This window comes from Burkholderia sp. FL-7-2-10-S1-D7 (assembly GCF_001524185.1).
Lineage (GTDB): Bacteria > Pseudomonadota > Gammaproteobacteria > Burkholderiales > Burkholderiaceae > Burkholderia > Burkholderia diffusa.
Genome location: NZ_LOWY01000060.1, coordinates 67480 through 90972 on the forward strand (window position 1 = coordinate 67480; position 23493 = coordinate 90972).

A 23493-nucleotide genomic window follows, 5' to 3' on the forward strand; every position below is an offset into this window, starting at 1 on the left:
CGTGAATCGACCTTCAGCCGCGCGCGATATTTTGCACACCGAACTTGATGATGAGGGCACTGCGGCACGACGTCTTCGATTGGATGCGTCGCTCGACTCGCGCGTTTATGAGAACCCCAGTCCGGAGCGGGCCGGGCCACTCGGATTCCGTCGTGCGTGCTTCGGTGTCGAACCCGTGATGCGCGAGACGGTCGCATAAGAAATTCATCCCATGAAACGACAACGCCACGGCTGCAAGTCCGTGGCGTTTCGCTTCATGAGGATTGTTGCCCGTCAGCGGCGGGGATCCGCTGCGGTATTACTGCTGCTCGTTCCAGAGCGTGCGCCCGAAGAACGTCAGCGTGCGGTCCCACGCGATCTGCGACCACACCGGATCGAACTGCGTGCCGCCGATGCGGCCGGGGCCGACGGCCGTTTCGTTCGCGAACGCATGATGCGCGAGATAGTGGTGGAATTCAACGTCGACCTTTGCGTCGGTCAGCTTCTTCTCCAGCACATCGACCTGGTCGATTGCGAAGAACGCATCCTGCGTGCCCCAGTGACCCATCAGCGGCACCTTGATCTTCGACGGATCGAGGTAGTCGAGCGGGGGGAAGCCGTACCACGTGACGCCGGCATCGACATCGGCGAACTGCAGCGACAGCAGCGTGAGAGCGCCGCCCATGCAGAAGCCGGTGACCGCTACGCGCGACGCGCGCGTCTTCAGGTATTGCGCTGCGCCGGGAATGTCCTGCGACGCAGCGTCGCCGAAATCGAGGCCGGTCATCAGGTGGTGCGCTTCTTCCTCCTCGACCGTCGACTTGCCGCGATACAGGTCGGGCACGAGCGCGAAGTAGCCGCAGCGCGCGAGGCGATCGGCGACGCCGCGGATCTGGTCATTCAGCCCCCACCACTCCTGGATGACGACGACCGCAGGTGCACCTTCGGTCTTTTCCGGCGTGGCGAGGTAGCCCTGCAGTTCCTGGCCGTCGGGGCGGCGAAACGTGATCATGGAACCGGATGTTTGAGACATGAAACCGCTCCTTTTCGAAAAATGCGATGAGTGCGGCATCGGGTCGGCCAGCGAGTGCGGTATGCCCGGGTGACTCGAGGCTTCGCTCGCGTTCGCTTCGGCCGGCGCCGACCACGCGGCCATTCTATGCGCAAACGCCGGCCGTCTGCGTGAACGGTTCGGGGCAGCAGCCGATCCGCGCTCGCGCATCGATGGTGCGTCGTGCGGCGCGCAGGTCGGAGCCACCGAAAACGCAACACCCCGCCCCGATGAACGGGAGCGGGGTGTTGCGTCGACAGCACGCGTATCGAAGTACGCGCTGCGTACGTCGGTCTTACTGACCGAAATAGACCGAGTCTCGAGCGGTTTGCTTGACCGCGATCACGCGGCCGGCACGCACGCCGGCGGCGGCTTGTGCGCCGTAACCCGTTGCGTCGCTGTTCGTCACGCGGGCCTGCGCGGTTTGCAGCGCATTCGGATAGTGGGCGTCGGACACTTCCGGCTTGTAACCGGCTTGCTCGAGCTGCACGAGTTCTGCGCGGACCTGGGCGCGCGTCAATTCTCCCGACGAGTTCGACTGGGCGAATGCGCCAACGGATGCGGTAAGGGCGGCGGCAGCGGCGACTGCGTAGATGAACGACTTCATGGTGACCTCCGGTTTTCGTAGATTTCGCGCTTCGCATGTTGCGTTCAGCGGTTGATTGCATCGTAGCGATCGCGATACCGGTCGGAAATAGGCGTTCCAGCGAATAATTATTGCAACTGGGTAAACGATTCGCGGGGAAAGCGGGATTTTGTCTGAGGATTGTTGGTGCCGGCGCGCATTCGATGAGTGTGATTGGGGGCGCCGAACCAGGATCTGGCGAGATCCGGGACAGAGGTGTATTGCAACCGCACGCCGACTTCGGCCGATGGAAAGATCAATTAAATCGGATAACGAAGCATTGGTCGCGAACAAGGGAGTGTGGTCGCCCCTCGCCGTGCAATCCGGGCCGACTCCGTCTTCTCGCACTCACGGCCGCATCGTCGTGCGTACCGCGTCACTCACTCGTCGACGACCGACTGTCGTTTCCGGTATTCGGCGGGCGTGATCCCGACGTGCCTCGCGAACGACCGTCTGAGCGTATCGACATTCGCGAAGCCGCATTTCGCGGCGACCTGCTTCGGCGTGTCATGTCCGTTTTCGAGCAGTTGCCGGGCCGCGGAGATGCGGGTCGCTTCGACCCACGCGGCCGGCGTCATGCCGACCTCCGCGCGAAAGAGCCGCGCGAAGTGGCGCGGGCTCATGCCCGCATGCTTTGCGAGTGCCGCCACCGAGTGTTCGAGTTCAGGATGGCTGGCGATCCAGCGCTGGACTTCCTGCAGCACGGAGCGCCCGGCCGGCCGTGCCTCGCCGCTGCGGCTGAACTGGAGCTGTCCGCCCGGGCGCTTGAAGAACATGACCAGTTGCGCGGCAACGCGCCGTGCGATTTCCCGGCCGAGATCTTCCTCGACCAGTGCGAGCGCGAGATCGAGCCCGGCCGTGACGCCCGCTCCGGTGCGCAGCTTGCCGTCACGTACATACAGCGCGTCCGCTTCGACCGTGAGCGACGGATACGCATCGGCGAGCGCGTCGGCGGCGGCCCAGTGCGTCGTCAGGCGTCGTCCTTTCAGCAGGCCGGTCGCCGCGAGGATGAATGCGCCGGTGCAGATCGAGCCATACCGCTTGCTTTGCACGGCGGCCGAGCGCAGCCATGCGAGGACGTCGGTTCGCAGCGCGACCGCGGGGGCACCCGGCGCACCGGCGACGAGCAGCGTGTCGAGGCGATCGGGAATGTCGGGAGCGATCCAGTCGGCCAGCAATTGCGCGCCCGATGACGCGCGGATCGGCCCGGACTCGCTCGCGATGATCCGCAGCGTATAGAACGGCTTGCCGCATTCGGCGTTAGCCTGGGCGAATACGTCGAGCGGCGCGGAGACGTCGAGCAGTTGTACGCCCGGTACCGCGAAAATTCCCACGACCTTCGGCATGTTCGGTTGCCTGTTGTATCGATGTGTCGAACGTGACGCGTAGCAGTATAGACGCGCGACGCGAGGCGACGAGGGGGCACCGGCGCACTTCGCGGGCGCGATTCGAGGGTTGCGGCCGCGATGGCCGTCGATCGCGCGAAATGGCAGAATTTGTCGTAATACGCCGATTGATGCCAAACCCGGGCCTCCGGAGAATGGGTGCTGTCTTCAATGGAGGTCGATCATGACTGTGAACGTCGCCGGCATCACCGTTCCCGATAGCCAACTCGCTCGCGAGATCACCGAACTCGTACGGGATACCGAGTCCGAGTTGCTGTTTCACCATTCCAGCCGCGTCTACTACTTCGCCGCGCTTGCGGGGCAGCGCCACGGGCTCCGCTACGATCCCGAACTGCTCTATTGCGGCTGCATGTTTCATGACATGGGGCTCACGCATCGGCACAGCAGCGCGTGCGAACGATTCGAAGTGGACGGCGCCAATGCCGCCCGCGATTTTCTGAAGAGCAAGGGCATTTCGCAGCAGGACATCGAGGTCGTATGGACTGCGATCGCGCTGCACACTACGCCATGCATTCCGAAGCATATGCATCCGGTCGTCGCGCTCGTCACCGCAGGGGTCGAGATGGACGTGCTGGGCCTCGCATATCCGGAGTACAGCGACGTCGAACGAGATGCCGTCGTCCGTGCACATCCGCGCACGCCGCATTTCAAGGAAGACATCATCCAGGCGTTCTACGACGGCATCCGGCACAAGCCGGACACGACGTTCGGCAACGTGAAGGCCGATGTGCTGGCCGACAAGGATCCGCATTTTCATGCAGGCAATTTCTGCAGCGTGATCCGATCGTCGGCATGGGCCGGCTGATCGGCATCGGCGCCGGGCAGGGCGTGGGAGGGAGGGCGCCCTGGGCCGCGCACGTCGCGCCTGCCGATCACTATTCCTTAGAAAAGTTGTTACGTGACAATCACATGACGTCGATGCAGGCCTTCATATCCTGAATTTCACCTCCCTGGCTACCGCAGGGAATCGTCGATTCGCGCCATCCGGGCAACGGGTAATGGGGTCGGAATCAGGCGACGAAAGCCCGGTCCGACGCCCGGTGAACCCGTGACGACAAGAATCCGCTCGCCTTCGGCAAAACGCCTATAATGATTGGGCAAATTGCCGGAGAAGATTCATGAGCACGATCGCGTTTCATCCTTCGGGCGTTGCGCACCCGCGCCAGGCCGAATTCACGATACTCGAGCAACTGCTCGCGATTCGCGTGCGCTCGGGCGCCGATCTCGCTGAACTGGCGAGCGCGCGCGTCGACGTCGCGGTGATCGATCGCCTGTCGGAGCGCGGCCTGAAGTCGGATGAACTCGCCTTCATCATCCCGCGGCGCACGTTGAGCCATCGCCGTCAGGCGCACGAGCGCCTGTCGCCGGAGGAATCCGACAAGGCGATCCGGCTTGCACGCATCGTCGCGCAGGCGACGGCCACGTTCGGCGACCAGGACAAGGCAATGGCGTGGCTGCGCAACGGGCTCCAGCGCTTCGGCGGCCGCACGTCGCTCGACATGTCGAGCACCGAGCACGGCGCCCGACTCGTCGAAGAGGCGCTCACGCAGATCGACGAGGGGTATTTCGCTTGACGACGCTGTGGCGGATCAGCAATTACGCCGATCTGAAAGGCATCGGCGGCTTGCGGGCCGGCGGGCGCTGGCATTTTGCCGGGCAGCCCGTCGTCTATCTCGCCGAGCATCCGGCGCTCGCGCTGCTCGAGACGCTCGTCCACTTCGAAATGGCCACCGTTGCGCAATTGCCGAGCGCATACCAGTTGCTGCGCGTCGAGGTGTCCGAATCGGTGGACGTTGCCGAAATCGCGGAAGGCGAGGCGCCGGCCGACTGGCGGGAGAACGTCGACTGGACCCGCAGTGCCGGCACCGAGTGGCTGCACACGCAGCCGAGCGCACTGCTGCGCGTGCCGAGCGTCGTCGTGCCGCACGCGCACAACTTCCTGTTGAATCCGCTGCACCCTGCCGCATCCGACGTCCGCATCGCGGAAGTCATGCAGTCGCCGTACGACAGCCGGATTCTGCAGCTGGTCCAGTCGAACAAGAGCGAATAGCGCGCGTCACGCACGACAAGCCGCAGGAACATGTCATTCATTGCGTCGCCGCAGCGTGCCGCGGGAAACGGTAGCACCGCCGCAAGCGCACCCGCCGAGATCGACCGCCATCCCGCCAGCAGCCCTTTACGCGGGAAGCGAACGTGCGGCGCAGGCGCGGTATGGCAAATCGCCGGCGCGTCGTCATGACGTGCGCAATGCCGCGACAGTCAACGCGCTGACCCTCGGATTACATTTTCGTAATCGAGCTGTCCCGCTGGTCGGCGAAGCCTTTCGCCCGCCGGTTTACCGGTAACATCGCCGCATATTCCAACCGAATGCGATGGAGCCGAGCATGCGCATCCTGATAGTCGAAGACGAACCGAAGACGGCCGCGTACTTGAAGAAAGGGCTCGAGGAATCCGGCTTCAGCATCGATCTCGCAAAGGACGGCGCGGAAGGGCTGATGCTCGCGCAGGAAGAGAATTACGACGTGATCGTGCTCGACGTGATGCTGCCCGTGCTCGACGGGTGGGGCGTGCTCAAGCGTCTGCGCGATACCCATACCACGCCGGTGCTGTTCCTGACCGCGCGCGACGATGTGCAGGACCGCGTGCACGGTCTCGAACTGGGCGCCGACGATTACCTCGTGAAGCCGTTCGCATTCGTCGAACTGCTCGCGCGCATCCGCACGCTTGCTCGCCGCGGCCCGCCACGCGAGACCGAGCGCATCGTGGTCGGCGACCTGGAAGTCGACGTCGTGCGCCGCCGCGTGAAGCGCGGCACGGTGCGGATCGACCTGACGCCACGCGAGTTCTCGCTGCTGCAGTTGCTCGCGCGTCGGCAAGGCGAAGTGCTGAGCCGCACGCAGATCGCGTCGTATGTCTGGGACATGAACTTCGATAGCGACACCAACGTCGTCGAAGTCGCCATCCGGCGACTGCGCGCGAAGATCGACGATGCGTTTCCGGTCAAGCTGATCCACACGGTGCGCGGCGTAGGCTACGTGTTCGAACCGAAGGACGGTGCATGACGCTCGGTCGATCGCTTGGTGCGACGCTCGCGCTCGCGTTCGGCGCGACGATGCTCGCGGTCTTCGCGCTCGTCGGCACGTACGTGTATACCGGCCTCGACCGGCAAGTGAGGACGCAGGACGATCTGGACATCGTGCTTGCCGCACGGCACACGCGCCGGCTCGCGGGCGAACTCGGTTCGCTCGACGCCGTGCGCGCGCACGCGGACCGGCTGACGAGCCAGGTGCTCGGGAACGCGGCACTCTCGATGGCCGTGGTCGACGATCGGGGCAATGTGCTCGCGCTGCACAACGTCAAGCGGACCGAGCGCGAGGATCTGCCCCCGGCTGCGTCGGGCACGGCGTCGCCCGCACCGCCTGCGTTGCCCGATGCCGAACTGTTTCCGCCCCACGCGACGCCGGTGCCGGCGGCCGAACGGATCACCGTCGACCGGATCGCGACATGGCGCGCCGACGGCGGCACGTCCGTGCGCGGTGTCGTGGCCGGCGCAATGCTGCGCGACGGTACGCAGATCCGCATCGCGATCGCGCGCGACATGAGCGATCGCGCCGCACTGCTCGACGGCTATCGCAACAAGCTGAAGCTCGCCGGCGGGCTGGGCGCGCTGTGCGCGATGCTGCTCAGCTACTGGCTGATCCGCACGGCGCTCGCACCGCTGCGCGAGATCGTTGCGAACACCAGCCGGATCACCGTCGACAAGCTCGACGCGCGGCTCGACGCCGGGCGTGCGCCGCGCGAACTGCGTGCGCTCGTCGATGCGCAGAACGCGATGCTCGGCCGACTGCAGCAAGCTTTCGGACATCTGTCGCAATTCAGCGCCGATCTCGCGCACGACCTGCGCACGCCGCTGAACAACATGCGCGGCGCGACCGAAGTGGCGCTTGCGCGGCCGCGTTCGCCCGGCGAATACCAGGCGCTGCTCGAATCGAATCTCGAGGAATACGACCGTCTCGCACGGATGATCGAGAACGTGCTGTTTCTCGCGCGCGCCGAACACCCGACCTTCGTGACGCGGCAGCGCGCGTTCGACGTGCATGACGAGCTGACGCGCATCGCCGAATACTTCGAAGGACTCGCCGATGAAGCGGGTTCGACGCTGCGCGTCGAAGGGCACGGCCGGCTGATTGCCGATGTCGAACTGTTTCGCCGCGCGGTCGGCAACCTGCTCGCGAATGCGCTGCGCTATACGCCTGCGGGCGGCGTCATTGCACTGCGCGTCGACGAAACGGCGGACACGGTACGCGTCGTCGTCGAGAATCCGGGCGAGCCGATCGATCCCGCGCTGCTGCCGCGCATCTTCGACCGATTCGTGCGCGGCGACCCCGCGCGCAGCGGCGGCGTGCCGGGCGGCACGGCCGGGCTCGGGCTCGCGATCGTGCGCTCGGTGATGGAGCTGCACGGCGGCACCGCGCGTGTCGAAAGCGATGCGGCGGCCACGCGGTTCATCCTCAACTTCGTCAGGAGCCCTGCGTCTTGATCGCCGTGCCCGATCCGGCGGCCCAAGCGGTGATGTCCGCGCCCGCGTGCCAGCCGCCGCCCAGCGCCTTCAGCAATCCGACCGACGCTTCCATCCGGCGCGCCGCGATCTCGTCGGCCTGGCGCCGATTGGTCAGCGCGATCGTCTGCGCGGTCACCACGTCCAGATAGCTGACGGCGCCGGCATTGAAGCGATTCGTCGTCAGCCGCAGCGACAGGTCGGCCGCGTCGGTCGCGCGCTGCTGACTAGCGGCCTCGGACGCGAGCGCATCGAGCGCGGACAATTGATCCTCCACCTGCTGGAATGCGCTCAGCACGGTCTGCCGATAGCCGGCGACCTCGCCATCGTACTGCGCGTGCGCGCCGCGCAGCGTCGCGCTGCGCCGGCCGCCGTCGAACAGCGTGCCGACGAGTTGCGGGCCGAGCGACCAGAACAGGCTTGGCGCGGTCAGCCACGGCATGAAGAACCCGCTTTCGAGCCCCGCGCTCGCCGACAGCACGAGGTCCGGGAAGAACGCGGCGCGCGCTTCGCCGATCTGCGCGTTCGCGGCCGCGACGCGGCGCTCGGCAGCCGCGATGTCCGGCCGTCGTTCGAGCAGTTGCGACGGCACGCCGGCCGGAATGGCAGGCACGTCGAATGCCTGAACGCGCGCTGGCAATGCGAACGTCGATGCGTTTTCGCCGACGAGCGTCGCGATCGCATGTTGGAGCTGCGCACGCGACGCGTCGATGTCGGTATCCTGCGTGCGCGTCGCTTCCAGTTGCGTTTCGGCTTGTGCGACGGCGGACGCATCGATCGCGCCGGCCGCGAGCTGCTGTTTCAGCAGCTTCAGCGCATCCGCATAGGCCCGCACCGTGTCGTCGAGCAGCTGCTTTTGCGTATCGAGCGAACGCAGCGCGAAATAGTCGGTCGCGAGTTCGGCCGTGACCGACAGTTTGACGGCTTGCAGATCGGCCGCACTTGCGTCCGCGTTCGCCTGCGCACCTGCCACCGCATCGCGCACACGGCCGAACACGTCGGGTTCCCAGCTTGCCGCCACGCCGACCTGATGGTCGGATGTCGTCTTGCCGGCGAGTGACGAACCCAGCTTGTTCCGCGATATGCGTGAACGGCTTTGCGCCACGCCCGCCGTGACTGTCGGCAGAAACCCCGCATGCTGGTAGTCGACCATCGCTCGCGCTTGCTCGAGGTCGGCAACGGCTTTCTTGACGGTCTGGTTCGACACGTCGACGCGCGCTTCGAGCGCGTTCAGATCCGCGTCGTTGAACACTGTCCACCACGCGCCGCGCGACGCGGCATCGGCCGGCGCCGCGACTTGCCAGCCCGGTTGCGCGGCCGGCGCGCCCGCATAGTGCGTGGGCACCGCGACGGTCGGCGGCGAATAGGGCGGCAGCGTCGAGCAAGCGGCCAACGCGGTGACAACGCCGAGCGCGACGACGCGGCGGGCGAACGGGAGTGGGTGAGGAAGGCGCATGGCGGGAATCTCACAGGTAGGCATGGCGGGTCAGGTGCGGGCGTTCGAGGTACGCGCAACCGGCGCGGAGGCGGGCATGGACGTCGCCGCGTGTGGCGCTGACGGCACACCGCTTGCCGTGGCCGGTTGCGCTGCCGGCGAAGCGGCCGGCACCGCGCTGTGCTCGACCGACACGATCTTCACGGTTTCGCCGCTTGCGATCGAATCGCCCGGGTTGTCGATCATGCGATCGGTCGCGCCGAGCCCGGCGACGATCTCGACATGCGTGCCGAAATCGCGTCCGATCTGCACGGTCTTCAGCGCCGTGCGTCCATTCGCGTCGACCGTTGCAACCGTCACGCCGTTCGGCCGGTACAGCAGTGCACTGACCGGCAGCTCGAACGCCGGCGCCGCGCTCGGCACGAGCAGGTGCGCCTGCGCATACGCGCCGGGCAGCAACGCGCCATCGCGATTGTCGACGTCGATCTCGACACGCAGCGTGCGCGTGACCGGGTCGATCGCGCCCGCGCTGCGGGCGACGTGCGCGGCGAAGCGCCGCCCCGGATACTGCTGCGTGGTCAGGTAGACGGCCGTGCCGGTGGAGACGCCGGCCGCGCTGTCCTGCGGCACGTCGACGAACACGCGCAGCGTGTCGGTCTGCTCCAGATGGAACAGTTCGCCCGACAGTCCGGGGCTGCCCGGCGTGCCGCCCGCCGTCACGAGCGTGCCGACGTCGACGTTGCGCGCGGTAATCACGCCGTCGAATGGCGCGCTCACCGATTCGAACGATACGAGCTCGTTCAGATGGGCGGCATTGGCCTGCGCGGATGAGAGCATCGCGCGCTTCGCGTTCATGTCGGCCACCTTCGTGTCGGTGTCCTGCTGCGACACCGATTGCGTCTTCAGCATGTCCTGCCAGCGCTGCGCGGTCGATTTCGCATAGTCGTAATTCGCTTGCGCGGTCGCCGCGTCCGCGCGCGCCTGGCGCAGCTGCGCGTCGAGGTCGGGCGCGGTGATCTGCGCGAGCGTTTGCCCGGCCTTCACATGCGTGCCGATGTCCGCGCTCCAGTGGGCGATGTAGCCGCTCGTACGCGCGTAGATCGACGCTTCCGCATACGGCGTCACGGCACCCGGCAGCGTGAGCGTCTGGGCGGCCGGCGCGACGCCGGGCTGGATCACGGTCACCGGCAGCGCCTGCTGCGCCGCCACCTGGTGGCGCTGCGCGGCGCGCGCGGCGATGCGCGGCACGATGCCGATCGCGAGCAGCGTGGCGGCGACGGCAATCGCGGCAAGCGGGACGGCCAGCTTGCGGCCGCGCCGGGACGGCGGCGTTTCTGGCGTTGCGCCGCGCGCGGCAGGCGGCATCGTTGCCAGTTCGGCAGTGGGCGGCGGGGTCAGCGGTTCGGTCGTGTCGTTCATGATGAGTTCGATGTCGGGCGAGTCGTAGGGAATCGGGATGCGTTCTTGATCAGCGCACCACCGGAATGTCCTGCACGCGGCGGGCGGCGGCCGCTTCGCGGCGTCGGTCGAGCCACGCGTGGATGAAGCCGAACAGCACGGGTACGAACAGCAGTGTCGACAGCGTGCCGAACGCCAGCCCGCCGATCACCGCGCGGCCAAGCGGGGCATTTTGTTCGCCGCCGTCGCCGAGGCCGAGCGCCATCGGCAGCATGCCGATCAGCATCGCGAGCGCGGTCATCACGACCGGACGGAAGCGGCTGAATCCTGCCTCGAGCGCGGCCTGCCACGGTGATGCGCCGCTTGCGATCAGCTCGCGCGCCGCGTTGACGACGAGGATGCTGTTCGCGGTCGCGATGCCGATGCACAGGATCGTGCCGGTCAGCGCGGGCACCGACAGCGTGGTGCGCGTGACGAACAGCATCCATGCGATGCCCGCGAGCGACGCGGGCAGGCCGCCGACGATCACGAGCGGGTCCAGCCAAGACTGGAAGTTGACGACCATCAGCAAGTAGACGAGCGCGATCGCGATCGCGAGGCCGCCGAGCAGTCCGGTAAACGATTCGTGCATCGCCTGCACCTGGCCGCGCAGCACGATCGACGAACCGGGCGGCAGTTGGGCGCGCGCATCGTCGACGAGCTTCGTCACGTCGGCCGTGACGCCACCCAGATCGCGTCCTTGCACCGACGCGAAGATGTCGAGCACGGGCTGCACGTTGTAATGCGACACCACGGCCTGCTGCGTCGCGCGGGAGAACGCGCCCAACGCGCCGAGCAGGTTCTGTGCGGGCGCGCCTGCAGCCGGACCGCCGGCGGGCGTCTGCGGCGGGCGCGCGGCACCCGTAGGCAGCGGTATGTTCGCCAGCGCCTGCAGCGAATCGACCGAATACTGCGGAGCCTGCACGATCAACGGGTAGCTGACGCCGTTGCGCGGATCGAGCCAGAAGTTCGGCGTCGTCTGCGAACTGCCCGACAGCGCGATCAGCAGGTTCTGCGCGACGTCGCGTTGTTCGAGGCCGGCCTGAATCGCCTTCGTGCGGTCCACGTCGACGTTGATCGCCGGCTCGTCGCCGGGCTGCTGGATGCGCGTATCGACGAGGCCGCGCACGCCGCGCAGCTTCGCAAGCAGCGCGTTCGCCACCGCGCGGTTCTGGTCCAGTTTGTTGCCGACGATCTGGATGTCGACCGGCGCGGGCAGTCCGAAATTGAGAATCTGGCTGACGATGTCGGCCGGCAGGAATGCGAACGTTACGCCCGGGAACGATTGGACCAGCAGGTTGCGCAGCTTCGCGACATACGCCGCCGTCGGCGCATGGTTCGGCTTCAGCGTGATGTTCACGTCCGCATCTTCGGTGCCGATCGGGTCGGACGAGTCGTACGTGAGGTTGATTCCGCTCACCGGCACGCCGATGTTGTCGAGCATGCCGGCCAGTTGGTTCGCCGGAATCACGGTACGGATGCGCGCTTCCACTTCGTCGGTGAGGCGCGCGGTTTCCTCGATCCGCGTGCCGGTCGGTGCGCGCAGATGCAGACGAATCTCGCCCGTGTCGACCGACGGGAAGAAGTCCTGGCCGGCGAATGCGAACAGGCCGGTCGATGCGGCGCACGCAAGAAGAAACGCGGCCGCGAAACGGCGGCGATTCGAGATCGCTGCCGACAGCAGCGCGCGATAGCGCAGCCGGACCGCCTCGAAGCGACGTTCGAATGCGGCCTGGAATCGTGCGATGCGCGCGAACACGCCACGCGGCGGGCGGCCTTGTCCCTTTGCGCGCATCAGGACCATGGCGAGCGTCGGCACCAGCGTGCGCGAGAAGAAATACGACGCGACCATCGCGAAGATCACCGCTTCGGCCAACGGCACGAACAGGTAGCGCGCGACGCCCGTGAGCATGAACATCGGCACGAACACGATGCAGATCGACAGCGTCGATACGAAGGTCGGCACGGCAATTTCGCCCGAGCCGGTCAGAATGGCGTCTTCCAGCGGCGCGCCGCGTTCGAGATGGTGCGTGATGTTCTCGATCGCGACGGTCGCGTCGTCGACGAGTATCCCGACCGCGAGCGCGAGCCCACCGAGCGTCATGATGTTGATGGTCTGGCCGAGCGCGCCCAGCGCGAGCAGCGATGTGAGCACGGCGAGCGGAATCGATACCGCGATGATCAACGTCGCGCGCCAGCTGCCGAGGAACAACAGGATCATCAGCGCGGTCAGGCAGGCGGCGATCAGCGCTTCGCGCACGACGCCCTGCACCGCCGCCTTCACGAACACCGACTGATCGCCGAGCGCGGAGATGTGCAGCGCTTTCGGCAAACCGGCCGCGATCTTCGGCAGCATCGCCTTGACCTGGTCGATGATCGTCAGTGTCGACGCGCTGCCGGTCTTCTCGACGGTCAGCAGCGCCGCGCGCTTGCCGTCGACGCGCACGATGTTGGTCTGCGGTGCGTAGCCGTCGCGGACGTGCGCGACGTCGTGCACATAGACCACGTTGCCGTCGATCGTCTTGACGGGCAGGTTGTTCAGCGCGGCGACCGTCTGTGTGCTGCCGTTCATCTGCACGTTGTACTCGCGCGTGCCGATCTTCGCGGTGCCGCCCGGCAGGATCAGGTTCTGCGCGTTGATCGCGTTCACCACGTCGATCGGCGCGAGCCCCTTCGCCTGCAGCGCGCGCGTGTCGAGATCGACGACGATCTGGCGAACCTTGCCGCCGAACGGCAGCGGTACCGCCGCGCCTTGCACCGTCGCGAGCTGCGTGCGGATGAAGCTGTTGCCGAGGTCGTACAGTTGCTGTTCGGCAAGCGTGCTGCTCGACAGTCCGAGCTGCAGGATCGGCACCGTCGACGCGTTGTACGTGATGATGTTCGGCGGCAGCGTGCCGGGCGGCAGGATCCGCAGGATCGATGCGGAATTGCTCGAGGCTTCCGCGATCGCGCGATTGATGTCCGCGCCGGGGTGGAAGAAGATCTTCACGACCGACACCCCGTTCAGCGACTGCGATTCGATGTGCTCGATGTCGTCGACGTCCGACGTCAGTGCGCGCTCGTAGTTGGACGTGATTCGCTTGGCCATGTCCTCGGCGGAAAAGCCGTTGTATGACCAGACGATGCTGACGACCGGAATGTCGATGTTTGGGAAGATGTCGGTCGGCATGCGCAGGATCGCGAGCGGTCCCGCGATGAAGATCAGCAGTGCGAGTACGACGAATGTATAGGGCCTGCGCAACGCCAGCCGGACGATCCACATGATTTTTTTCCTCGAAGCAGGGCATGGGTGCCGCATTCGATGCGGTGAGCATGCAGTCTGCTGGCACGGCGTTGACCCGTTGCTGACCTGAACATTACGAAACTGTTATCCGTGCGTGGGCGACAGATTTCAAAGTTGTCATCTGCCGGTCAGCGTGGGGTTCGGGTCGATCGCCAGAATGGACGTGTCAGGCGGCGAATCGCGATTGCGGTCACGCCGGCGGCGCATCGACGATGCGTCTTCATTGAACCGTTCTCGGGAGTTTCATCATGAATCGCAAACTGATCGCAGCCGCGCTGCTCGCCGTCGTCGTCGGAACGCCGGTCGCCGCCTTCGCACAAACTTCGTCGCCCGGCGTGACCCGTGCCGAGGTAATCGCCGATCTCGTTCAGGCACAACGCGACGGCACCGTGCCCACGTCGAACTCCGACTATCCGCCGAGCGCGGCGACGGTCGCACGCAACCGCGAGCTCTACGCGATCGCGCACGGTGACCAGCGCACCGCCATGGCCGCCGCGGCAACGAACGTATCGACCGCGAGCGCGCAATGAAGCGGGGGAACGCGACGAAGCTCCGTTCCCGGATGGTGGTCGCCGCGCTGCTCGCGGCGACGGCCATGCCGGCCTTTGCGCGCGGGCAGCCGGAATTGCCGAGCGACGACGGCGGCCGTGCGAGTGTGCTGCGCGAGCTCGATCCGACGCAGGCGTCGGACGATGCGCGATCGCGCACGGCATCCGCCTCCTCGCTTGGCGGCGGCAATGCACACGGGACTGCCGCGACGTGGCGGGTCCGAGCCTCGTCGAGCCCACAGGGGTGATCCGGGGTGCCGCCTCGAGATCCTTTTCACGCAGGTACGTCGAAGTCGGCGCGACAGTGAGCCGCGACGGTGTAACCCTGTCGCGCGTCGGCCATCACCCAGGCGATCGGCTGGTTCGCATCGCCAGTTTCGCCCACCGTGTCTGAAGTCCCGATACCGAATCCGTACGCACGGCCACGCATGCGGAGCCCGCATGCCGGCCCGGGCGATGGTGTCAAAAAGATGTCGTGTGGATTGGCACGGGAGACCGTCGGCGTAGTCGAGCAAGCCCGTGCTGCTGCGCCGCCGTTGGCCGACCGAGGTCATTTGGGACGCCTACAGAAATGATCGCTTTCCCTGCTAGCCAGTGCGTCGTGACCGGCGCACCGAAGCATGCCATCGGATGGTGCCAATCACGAGCCGGTTCCGATGATTGTCAAACAGTGTGAGTCAATCGTCAGCATTTGCAACGGAAGTAACAGTCCCCGCAATTCGACGGTTTTGGGCGGCGCCGCCGCTACATTAGCTCCACCTGCCGCACGTCGCGGTGAGGCATGCGACCAGCCGCGGAACGCGGCCCGCAGCAACAACGTCTTTGGGGAGAATGACCATGAACAAGATTCGCACGATTCTGCTTGGCGCCGCGCTGACGGCAATCGCATCGGCGGCTTTCGCACAAACGGCCCAGACGGGCGCTGAGGGTTCCGCCGGCGTCGGCGCACAAGTCCAGACGCCGCTGCTCGGCGGCGGCGTGGGCGTGCAGGCAGGTGCCGGCGCGAATGCCGCGGGCTCCGGTTCGGGCGCGGGCAACGTCGTCGGCGGTGCGCTGAACGGCGTGGGCAAGACGGTCGGCGGCGTCGGCTCGGCGGCCGGTAACGCGGTCGGTGGCGCGACGCAGGCAGTCGGCTCGGCCGCTGGTTCGGCGAAGGACGCGGCGGTATCGGCTACGCACGCGACGAAGTCGCACGTGAAGCACGTCGCGAGCTCGGCGAAGAATCATGCGCAAGGCGCGGTGTCGACGGCGGGCAATGTCGCCGGCGGCGCGAAGGCGAAGGCCGGCGAAGCGCTCGAAGGCGCGACGAACTCGCTGCAGGGCGGCGCATCGGTCGGCTTGAAGGGTTCGGCGTCGGCGCAAGGCGGCGCGCTGTAAGCAACCTGCCTCCCGCACAGGCCCGGCCCGCTTCGATGCGGGCCGGGCTTTTTTTATTGATGCGTCGTGCATCGTGACAGGAAGCGTGTGCCGCGGACCGATACAGGCGGTCCGTGTACTCTCTCCCCATTGCCTGAACGCCATGCTTAAATAGCGGGGCTCCGGGTCGCCGGGGCTCCCGGCATGGTCCGGTAACATGCCGAGGCATCACGAATTCGAAGTACGGCGAGACGGCGAACGTCGGTGTGATCGGCGTCGCATTGTTCGCGCGGAAGGAAAGCGGCGAGGAAGCGTTGTGTCGCAACGCGAATCCGCCCCGGACAACGACGACGGCTTTGCACCGCCGCCCGTGACGCGCGGCGAGTGACGCGGCGCGACGAACTTCGCTGTCGTCGGGATGCCGGGCCGTGGTCTGCGCGGCGCCCACTTTCAGGTACCATCCCGACCCGCTGGCGACGGGCGGCCGTGCCCGGCGTTCGATCGCGCACGATGCCGGTCGACATCGCCCCTTCGTCATGAAACAGAGGAATCTTCGTGAAGTTCATCCACGCGGCAGACATTCATCTTGATAGCCCGTTGCACGGCCTGAGCGCGTATCCCGACGCGCCGGCCGCGCAGTTGCGCAACGCGTCGCGCGAAGCGCTGCGGCAGCTCGTGGATCGTGCGATCGAAGAGGCGGTCGCGTTCCTCGTGATCGCCGGCGACCTGTACGACGGCGACTGGAAGGACCACAACACCGGCATTTTCTTCGGCCAGCAAATGGGCCGCCTGCGCAAGGCCGGCATTCGCGCATTCGTGCTCGGCGGCAATCACGATGCCGAAAGCGAGATGACGAAGAAGCTGACCTTGCCCGACAACGTCACCGTGTTCGGCCACCGCAAGCCGGAAACCCACCGGCTGCCGGAATTCGACGTGGCGCTGCACGGGCAGAGCTTCAAGGACAAGGCTGTCGTCGACAATCTCGCCATCGGCTATCCGGATCCGGTGCCGGGTTACTACAACATCGGCGTACTGCACACCGCGCTCGAAGGCTATGCGGCGCACGCGAACTATGCGCCATGCACGCTGGCGGAACTGCACGCGAAGGGCTACGACTACTGGGCGCTCGGCCACGTGCACGAGTTCCAGCAATGGTCGGGGCCGTCGACCGTCGTGTTTCCCGGCAACCTGCAGGGTCGCCATATCCGCGAGACGGGCCGCCGCGGCGCGGTGCTCGTGACGGTCGAGCAGGGGCGCACGCAGGTCGAGCGCCTGTACCTCGACGTGCTGCGCTGGGAAGCCTTGTCGGTCGACGCGTCCGACTGCTTCACGGTCGTCGACCTGTCGAGAAAGATCGGCCAGTCGCTGGAGGCGCTGTTGAGTGTCGACGGCCATGTGCCGCGCGCGGTGCGCGTGACGGTCACGGGGCGCACGCCTGCGCACGGTCTCTTCTTCGGCCGCGCGCCGCAATTGCGCGCGGAGGTGCTGAACCAGATCGGCATCATCGGCAACGAACGGCTGTGGCTGGAGAAGGTCCGTCTCGCGACGTCCGCGCCTGAGCAGCCGCGGGGCGAGAGCGAGCAACTCGAGGCGCTGGAGGATCTGAAGCAGATCCTGGCCGATGCCGCGCACGATCCGGATTTTCTCGCACTGCTCGAACGCGACCTGAAGCCGTTCGTCGGCAAGGTGCGCAGCGACGTGAAGGAGGAGGTGCCGCTGCTGACGATGGCGCGCGCGGGCGAACTCACGGCGCTGGTCGAGCAGGTTGGTCCCGCGTTGCTCGCGCGGCTGGCGAGGGGGGAATAAGCGATGCGCATCAGCCAGCTCGATCTGATCAAGTACGGAAAGTTCACCGACGAGACGCTGCGCTTTCCGTCGGCCGGCCAGGATTTCCACGTGATCGTGGGGCCGAACGAGGCCGGCAAGTCGACGATCCGGACGGCCGTGTCGGAACTGCTGTTCGGGATGAAACTGCAGACGCCGCTCGACTTTCTGCACGCGACGCCCGACCTGCGGATCGGCGGCGTGCTGGAGGGAGGTACCGGCGCGTTCGCATTTCATCGCGCCCGCGGGCGCAGCCCGTTGCGCACGCCTGCCGACGACAAGCTGCCGGATGACTACCTCGCGGCCATCCTCGACGGCGCGACGCGCGAGTTCTTCGAGCAGATGTTCGGGCTCGACCATGGGCGGCTCGTCGATGGCGGCCGGAGCATTCTCGATGCGTCCGACAAGCTCGGCCAGGTGCTGTTCGAATCGGCGGCGGGTGTCGGCACGCTCGGGCCCGTGCGCGAGGAACTCGATGCGCGCGCGGGCGAGCTGTGGGCACCGCGTCGCAGTGGCAGCGCGTTCGCGCAGGCCGAGACCTCGTTCAACGAAGCGGTCGGCGAACTGAAGGCGGTCCAGGTGCGCACGCGCGACTGGGTCGATCGCAAGGAAGCGCGCGACGCGGTCGAACAGGAGATCGAGCAGGCGCGCGCGGAGCAGCGCCGGCTTGAAGCGCTGCGCTCGAAGCTCGAGCGCGTGCGGCGGCTGGCGCCGTACCTGAAGGAATTGACGATCAAGGAAGCGGCGCTGGCCGAACTGGGCGCCGTCGTCGAATTGCCGCCGACCGCGTACGCAGACCTGCTGAAAGCGCAAGGCGATCTCGCGGCCGAACAGAAGGTGCTCGAGGAGCGCCGCGCGGACTTGCTCGCGAAACGGCAGGCGCGCGACGCGATCGATCCGGATGCCGACGCGCTGGCTCTCGAAGGCGACATCGAAGCACTCGACCGGTTGCGCGGTGCCTGCATGAATCACGCACAGGATCTGCTGTTGCTCGGCGCGGACGTCGAGCGGCATCTGTCCGCTGCCGGTTCCGCCGCGGCTCAGCTCGGCTGGCCAACCGACGAGGCGTCACTGCGCGCGGCGCTGCCGAGCGCGCTGTCGCTGAAGACGGTCGCGAACCTCTTGCGCGACCACGGCGCACTGCATCAGGCACTGGCTGGCGCGCGCGAATCGCTCGACGAACGCACGCAGGAACTCGCGCAGGCGCAGGAGCAACTCGCGCGTCTGTCTACCGTCGATGTGCCGGAAGTGCTTCGTGCCGCGCTCGCCGATGCGCAGGGCTTTCGCGGCAGCGGCCAGCGCGAACTGGCGCTCGAGCGCGACATTGCCGCCGCCGAGCGCACGCTTGCCGATGCGCTCGATGCGCTCGGCCAGTGGCGCAAGCCGGTCGATGCGCTGCGTGTGCTCGACGTGCCGTCGGCGGCGCGGCTCGGTGCGCTGCTCAATGAAGCAAGCGAGCGCGCGAGCGCTGCGGCTGCCGCACGCGATGCACGGGATGGCGCGCAGGAAGAATGCGAGCGGCTCGAACTGCAGGAGAAGCATTTCGCGGAGACCCACAAGGTCGTCACGACCGCCGAGGTGCTGGCGGCGCGCGCCCGTCGCGACGGCGCGTGGGGCGACATCCGTAACGGCGTGGTCGCTCTGGCAACGGGCGCGCCGGCCGTCGACGATGCGATCCGTCTTGCAGACGAACTCGTCGATGCGCAGCTCGGCGCCACGCAAGCGGCGGCGACGCTGCAATCACTGCGTCAACAGGTCGAATCCGCACGTGCCGTGTTGATGCGCCGGCAGGCGGCCTTGGACGAGCGCGAACGCGAGCTGGCCGCGCACCGCGACGCATGGGCCGACCTCGCGACGACGGCCGGCGTGCCCGGCATGCCGCTGGCGGCGATGGGCGACTGGCTCGCGAAGCGCGACGTGGTGTTTGCCGCGCAACTCGAGCTTGACCGCCAGCGCCGCGAATTCGAGACGATCCGCGAAGCACGGGCCGGCGCGGAAGCTACGTTGCGTACGGCGCTGCGCCTGGTCTCGCGCGGCAGCGACGCCGACGGGCTGGCGGCGCTCATCGCGATCGCCGAGACGTTCGCGCAGTCGGCCGAGAAGACGCTCGCGCAGAAGGACAGCCTGGAGGACCGCGCGCGCGAAGCCGAACGCGGCTGTGCGACGGCCCGTTCGCGCGCCGGCCAGGCCCAGGCCGCCTACGATGCGTGGCAAGCACAATGGCGCGACGCGCTCGCCGACGCGAAGCTGTCAGCGAATGCGGTGACGCTGGCTGCGGCGGAAGGGGCGCTCGGGCTCGCGAATGCGGTGACGGACGAACTGGCCGGCGCCGATGCGCCGCGCAAACGGATTGCCGCGATTCGTGCCGAGCTGGCTGCGCTCGAGGCCGGCGCCCGGCGGCTGGCCGAAGCGCTTGAACCGGAATGGCTGGCGAGCGGCGACTGGCTGGACGTTGCGCGCCGGTTGACGATGCGCGTGGCGGCCGCACGGGAAACCGCGCGCGCGATCGATCGTGCCGACGAGGCGGTTCGGCAGGCCGACGGCAAGGTCGCCGATGCGGCCGCCGCGGTGGCGGGTGCGGATGCACGCATTCAGCCGTTGCTGCAACTGGCCGGCGTCACATCGATCGACGCGGCGCTGCCGCTGGCCGAGCGATCGGATCGGCAGCGCCAGCTTCGGCAGGCTGTCGATGCCGCGAAGGAGGCGCTGGTGCGCGATGGCGACGGGTTGTCCCAGGCGGCCGTCGAGGCCGAGGTCGCGGAACAGGACATCGCAGACGTGCCCGCGCATCTCGAAGCAGTGAAGCAGTCGCTCGGCGACGTCGGCAGCCGCCTGAATACGCTCGCGCAGCAACAGGTCGTCGCCGAGCAGGCATTCGGTGCGATCGACGGCCAGGCGAGCGCAGCCGTGGCCGAGGCGAAGCGGCAGGAAGCGCTGGCCGCGATGGGCGATGCGGCTGAACAGTATCTGGAAGCAGCGACCGCGAGCCGTCTGCTGAAGTGGGCGACCGATCGCTATCGCGACCAGAAGCAGGGGCCGATGCTGCGCCGCGCGGGTGAGATCTTCGCGAGGCTGACGCTGGGCGAATTCGCACGGCTGACCGTCGACACCGAACGGACGCCGCCCGCGCTGTACGCGCAGCGCACGAGGGGTGCTTCGGTCGAGGTCGCTGGCCTGAGCGAAGGGACGCGCGACCAGCTGTTCCTCGCGCTGCGGATCGCGGCGCTCGAACTGCAGCTCGCCAGCCGGACCGCGCTGCCGTTCGTTGCCGACGATCTGTTCATCAACTTCGACGATGCGCGTGCGAAGGCGGGGCTCGAGGCGCTGCGCGATCTGTCGACGCGAACCCAGGTGCTGTTCCTGACGCACCACGATCACCTGCTGCCGCTCGTGCGGGACGTGTTCGGCGCGCAGGTCAACGTGGTCGGGCTGCAGCGCGAGGTAGCCGGCGCATGACACGGGGCGGCACGATGGTCCCGATATTTGGGAATGGTCATCGCGTACAGGTAGTATGTGCGGTTCCGAAACGGACGCGACCGGTTCTGCCGGCCGCAGTCCGGCCACACGAGGGATCAATATGAACAAGCTGGTAGCTGCCATCGCATTCGCGGCGGACAAGCATCGCAATCAGCGGCGCAAGGACGACGAGGTATCGCCGTACATCAACCATCCGATCGCGCTGGCCGATGTGCTGGCCAACGAAGCCGGCATCGAGGACGAGCGCGTGATCGTCGCGGCAGTGTTGCACGACACGATCGAGGATACGGAGACAACCGAGCAGGAACTGCTGCGGCTGTTCGGCAAGGATGTCGCGGACATCGTGATGGAAGTCACCGACGACAAGTCGTTGCCGAAGGACGAGCGCAAGCGCCTTCAGGTCGAGCATGCGGCGAACATCAGCCGGCGCGCGAAGCTCGTGAAGCTGGCCGACAAGATCTGCAACCTGCGCGACATCGCGCGGCATCCGCCTGTGGACTGGCCGCTCGAGCGCAAGCAGGCGTACTTCGACTGGGCGAAGTCGGTTGTCGACCGGATGCGCGGCGTGCATCCGGGCCTGGAGGGGATCTTCGACGCCGCGTACGACGCGCGGCCGGCGGACTGACGCGCAGCCATGCAGGCGGCCCGATCCCGCTCCGTCGCGCGGTCGTTGCCCGCGGTAGCGGGCGTCGACGTGGGTGGCGACAAGAAGCAATGCGATCTCGTGATCTTGCGCGGCTCGACGATCGTTTGCCGCGAGGAGCGGATCGCGCCCGAAGCGCTGCCTTCGCTGTGTATCGAGCATGATGTGGTGGCGGTCGGCGTCGACGCCCCGAGCCAGTGTGGACGGGAAGCGGCCGCCGGACCGCCGAGCAGGCGCTCGCGCTTGAACGGATCTCGTGTTTCCCGACGCCGTCGCGCGAGCAGGCCGTGGCCAGCACGTCGGGCTTCTTCAACTGGATGTTCATGGGGGAGCGCGTCTACCGCGCGCTGGCCGACGCCTATCCGCTGCTGACCGACGCGCGCTATGCCGGCGGGCGCGTGAGCTTCGAGACTTATCCGTACGCGATTACCTGCGCGATGCTTGGCAAGGCCATCGCGTCGGCGAAGCAGAAACGCAACCAGCGCAGGCAATTGCTGACCAAACTCGGGATCGACGTGTCGACACTGCGATCGGTCGACGCGCGGGACGCGACGTTGTGCGCATTGACCGCGCAATACGTGATCGACGGAAATGCGCGCGCGTATGGCGATGCGGAAGGCGGGTATATCCGTGTGCCGATCGTCAGCGAAACGATCATTCTCGATGCGCTCTAGTCAGGGGCCGCGGCTGGCGGATACCCGTGAACCCGTGACAGGAAGGTGAGCTTTTTCGGGAGCTGCATCGGAATGTCGACGTCGAGGTGTCGAGCAGTGACGGCATATGCGGAGCCGGTGGCGTGCGCACCCTATATGCAGTCGAGGCACCGTACGCTTCCCGGCCGGGATGCTCAGTCTTCGAGAATGGACTTCGGCACGCTGGAGAGATCGCAGGCAGCCGCGTGCTCGAAATAGCCTTGCGCATCGTCGATCATCACGACCGCGACGTCGATCAGTTCGTCGAGTCGTTGCAGCAGCGATTCGCGCCACTCGATGTCCTCATCGCGCTCGGGCGTCTTGTCGAGCTGCTCGATGATCGAGTCGGCCGTCTGCAGGAACGGGATCGCCTGTTGATAGTTTTCGATCGAGACCATCGCTGCGTTGCGCGCGCCGACGAGTCGTTCACGATGCTCATCCGCCAATTCGGATACGCCGCTGATGCGCGGCAGGACATCCGAGATGCGTTGCAGGAGCGGTGGGACCTGTTCTTCGAGCATGACGGCGCGCTCGCGCAGCGCGGCGTATTCATCGCGGAGATCGGCGTCGCCGGATTGAGTGGTGCTGTCCATCGTCGGTATGAGAGGGTTGTTCGATCGCGGCATGATACTCGACGGCGTACGCCCTCTTTGTTTGATCCGCAGCCGGGTGACCGGCGTGAGGCAAATGCGGGCGAGCTCGAACAGAGGATGTCGACCTCCCGGTATAGAAGGAAAGAAGGACTCGCCCTGGATCTGTCGCGGATGCTCCTCGCTGCGGTAATGTAGAGCGCCCCACCCCCAAGCCCCCCGTGCGCGTTAGCGCACGGGGGGCTTTTTCAAAATATTTTCACAAAGGGGGTTGCGGAGATTGGGGCGGGTGCTTAGAATCACGCCTCTTTCGCGCTAACGGAAACGCAGCGCGGGGGAAGAAGGGAAGCGGTGCGGTTGAGGGTGGGTTGTCGAGCCCCGGCGCACATGAAGCTGAACCCAGTCGTCGCAACGAAGCAGTTCAAAAAGTTGTTGACTGACTGAAAAACACGGTTCATAATCTCGCTTCTCTGCTGCTGAAAACGCAGCGCTGCTGGGAAACTTCAGGTTTGTCGCAGAAATGCTCTTTAAAAATTAACAGCCGATAAGTGTGGGCGCTTGATGGAAGCGAGCTGATCCTCGGATCAGA

At 66.6% G+C, this 23493-nt stretch carries 18 protein-coding genes and 1 pseudogene; 12 read left to right on the top strand and 7 right to left on the bottom strand.

The features are described from left to right. Positions 1-298: 298 nt before the first annotated feature. The 3 genes from WS75_RS19745 to WS75_RS19755 form a co-directional block, all read right to left on the bottom strand. Positions 299-1012 carry a dienelactone hydrolase family protein gene (locus WS75_RS19745; protein WP_059682365.1) on the bottom strand — a complete coding sequence of 238 codons (714 nt, stop codon included), beginning with the start codon at positions 1010-1012 and terminating at the stop codon, positions 299-301. A gap of 313 nt (positions 1013-1325) precedes the next feature. Then, on the bottom strand, positions 1326-1637 hold the full coding sequence (locus WS75_RS19750) for a DUF4148 domain-containing protein (RefSeq protein WP_059682326.1): 312 nt from the start codon (positions 1635-1637) through the stop codon (positions 1326-1328). Between the two features lie 398 nt (positions 1638-2035). Continuing rightward, on the bottom strand, positions 2036-3001 hold the full coding sequence (locus WS75_RS19755; RefSeq protein ID WP_059682328.1) for a GlxA family transcriptional regulator: 966 nt from the start codon (positions 2999-3001) through the stop codon (positions 2036-2038). Positions 3002-3224: 223 nt separating this feature from the next. On the opposite strand from WS75_RS19755, the gene WS75_RS19760 reads away from it, so the two are divergent. The 5 genes from WS75_RS19760 (at position 3225) to WS75_RS19780 (ending at position 7601) form a co-directional block, all read left to right on the top strand. Further along, entirely contained in the window at positions 3225-3866 is a 642-nt protein-coding gene (locus WS75_RS19760) for an HD domain-containing protein (protein WP_059682330.1), read from the top strand. A 313-nt stretch (positions 3867-4179) separates the two neighbouring features. Beyond that, on the top strand, positions 4180-4635 hold the full coding sequence (gene parS / locus WS75_RS19765; RefSeq protein WP_006753033.1) for a type II RES/Xre toxin-antitoxin system antitoxin: 456 nt from the start codon (positions 4180-4182) through the stop codon (positions 4633-4635). Then, the gene (locus tag WS75_RS19770) at positions 4632-5111 is read left to right on the top strand and encodes an RES family NAD+ phosphorylase (RefSeq protein ID WP_059682332.1); all 480 of its coding nucleotides are present in this window, start codon (positions 4632-4634) and stop codon (positions 5109-5111) included. Before parS ends, WS75_RS19770 begins: the two co-directional genes overlap by 4 nt. Positions 5112-5445: 334 nt before the next feature. Next, positions 5446-6123: a heavy metal response regulator transcription factor gene (locus WS75_RS19775; RefSeq protein WP_059682367.1), complete on the top strand. Its 678-nt coding sequence runs from the start codon at positions 5446-5448 to the stop codon at positions 6121-6123. Further along, on the top strand, positions 6120-7601 hold the full coding sequence (locus WS75_RS19780; protein ID WP_059682334.1) for a heavy metal sensor histidine kinase: 1482 nt from the start codon (positions 6120-6122) through the stop codon (positions 7599-7601). Before WS75_RS19775 ends, WS75_RS19780 begins: the two co-directional genes overlap by 4 nt. Here the strand turns inward: WS75_RS19780 and WS75_RS19785 are convergent. Genes WS75_RS19785 through WS75_RS19795 form a run of 3 tightly spaced genes read right to left on the bottom strand, consistent with a single transcriptional unit; the run spans position 7582 to position 13753 of the window. Further along, positions 7582-9075, bottom strand: a complete 1494-nt coding sequence (locus WS75_RS19785) for an efflux transporter outer membrane subunit (protein WP_059682336.1) — start codon at positions 9073-9075, stop codon at positions 7582-7584. The genes WS75_RS19780 and WS75_RS19785 overlap by 20 nt on opposite strands. A gap of 30 nt (positions 9076-9105) precedes the next feature. Beyond that, positions 9106-10473, bottom strand: coding sequence for an efflux RND transporter periplasmic adaptor subunit (locus tag WS75_RS19790; RefSeq protein WP_059682337.1), 1368 nt, complete (start codon positions 10471-10473; stop codon positions 9106-9108). Positions 10474-10522: 49 nt separating this feature from the next. Continuing rightward, on the bottom strand, positions 10523-13753 hold the full coding sequence (locus WS75_RS19795; protein WP_059682339.1) for an efflux RND transporter permease subunit: 3231 nt from the start codon (positions 13751-13753) through the stop codon (positions 10523-10525). Between the two features lie 269 nt (positions 13754-14022). On the opposite strand from WS75_RS19795, the gene WS75_RS19800 reads away from it, so the two are divergent. The 7 genes and pseudogenes from WS75_RS19800 (at position 14023) to WS75_RS19830 (ending at position 22296) form a co-directional block, all read left to right on the top strand. After that, the gene (locus tag WS75_RS19800) at positions 14023-14304 is read left to right on the top strand and encodes a DUF4148 domain-containing protein (RefSeq protein WP_059682341.1); all 282 of its coding nucleotides are present in this window, start codon (positions 14023-14025) and stop codon (positions 14302-14304) included. Further along, positions 14301-14570 carry a hypothetical protein gene (locus WS75_RS19805; protein ID WP_059682344.1) on the top strand — a complete coding sequence of 90 codons (270 nt, stop codon included), beginning with the start codon at positions 14301-14303 and terminating at the stop codon, positions 14568-14570. Before WS75_RS19800 ends, WS75_RS19805 begins: the two co-directional genes overlap by 4 nt. Before the next feature lie 589 nt (positions 14571-15159). Beyond that, positions 15160-15699, top strand: a complete 540-nt coding sequence (locus WS75_RS19810; protein WP_059682346.1) for a hypothetical protein — start codon at positions 15160-15162, stop codon at positions 15697-15699. A gap of 534 nt (positions 15700-16233) precedes the next feature. Next, a complete protein-coding gene (locus WS75_RS19815; protein WP_059682349.1) occupies positions 16234-17484 on the top strand; it encodes a metallophosphoesterase family protein in 1251 nt (416 codons plus the stop codon). A 3-nt stretch (positions 17485-17487) separates the two neighbouring features. Next, complete coding sequence (locus tag WS75_RS19820; RefSeq protein WP_059682351.1) at positions 17488-20958, top strand: ATP-binding protein; 3471 nt, start codon at positions 17488-17490, stop codon at positions 20956-20958. 121 nt (positions 20959-21079) lie between these two features. Next, positions 21080-21604 (top strand): HD domain-containing protein, encoded by a 525-nt coding sequence (locus tag WS75_RS19825; protein WP_059682353.1) that lies wholly within the window; start codon positions 21080-21082, stop codon positions 21602-21604. Positions 21605-21613: 9 nt separating this feature from the next. Next, a pseudogene (locus WS75_RS19830) lies at positions 21614-22296 on the top strand (DUF429 domain-containing protein). Between the two features lie 173 nt (positions 22297-22469). On the opposite strand, the gene WS75_RS19835 reads toward WS75_RS19830, so the two are convergent. Then, positions 22470-22940 carry a hypothetical protein gene (locus WS75_RS19835; protein ID WP_059600836.1) on the bottom strand — a complete coding sequence of 157 codons (471 nt, stop codon included), beginning with the start codon at positions 22938-22940 and terminating at the stop codon, positions 22470-22472. Positions 22941-23493: the final 553 nt, after the last annotated feature.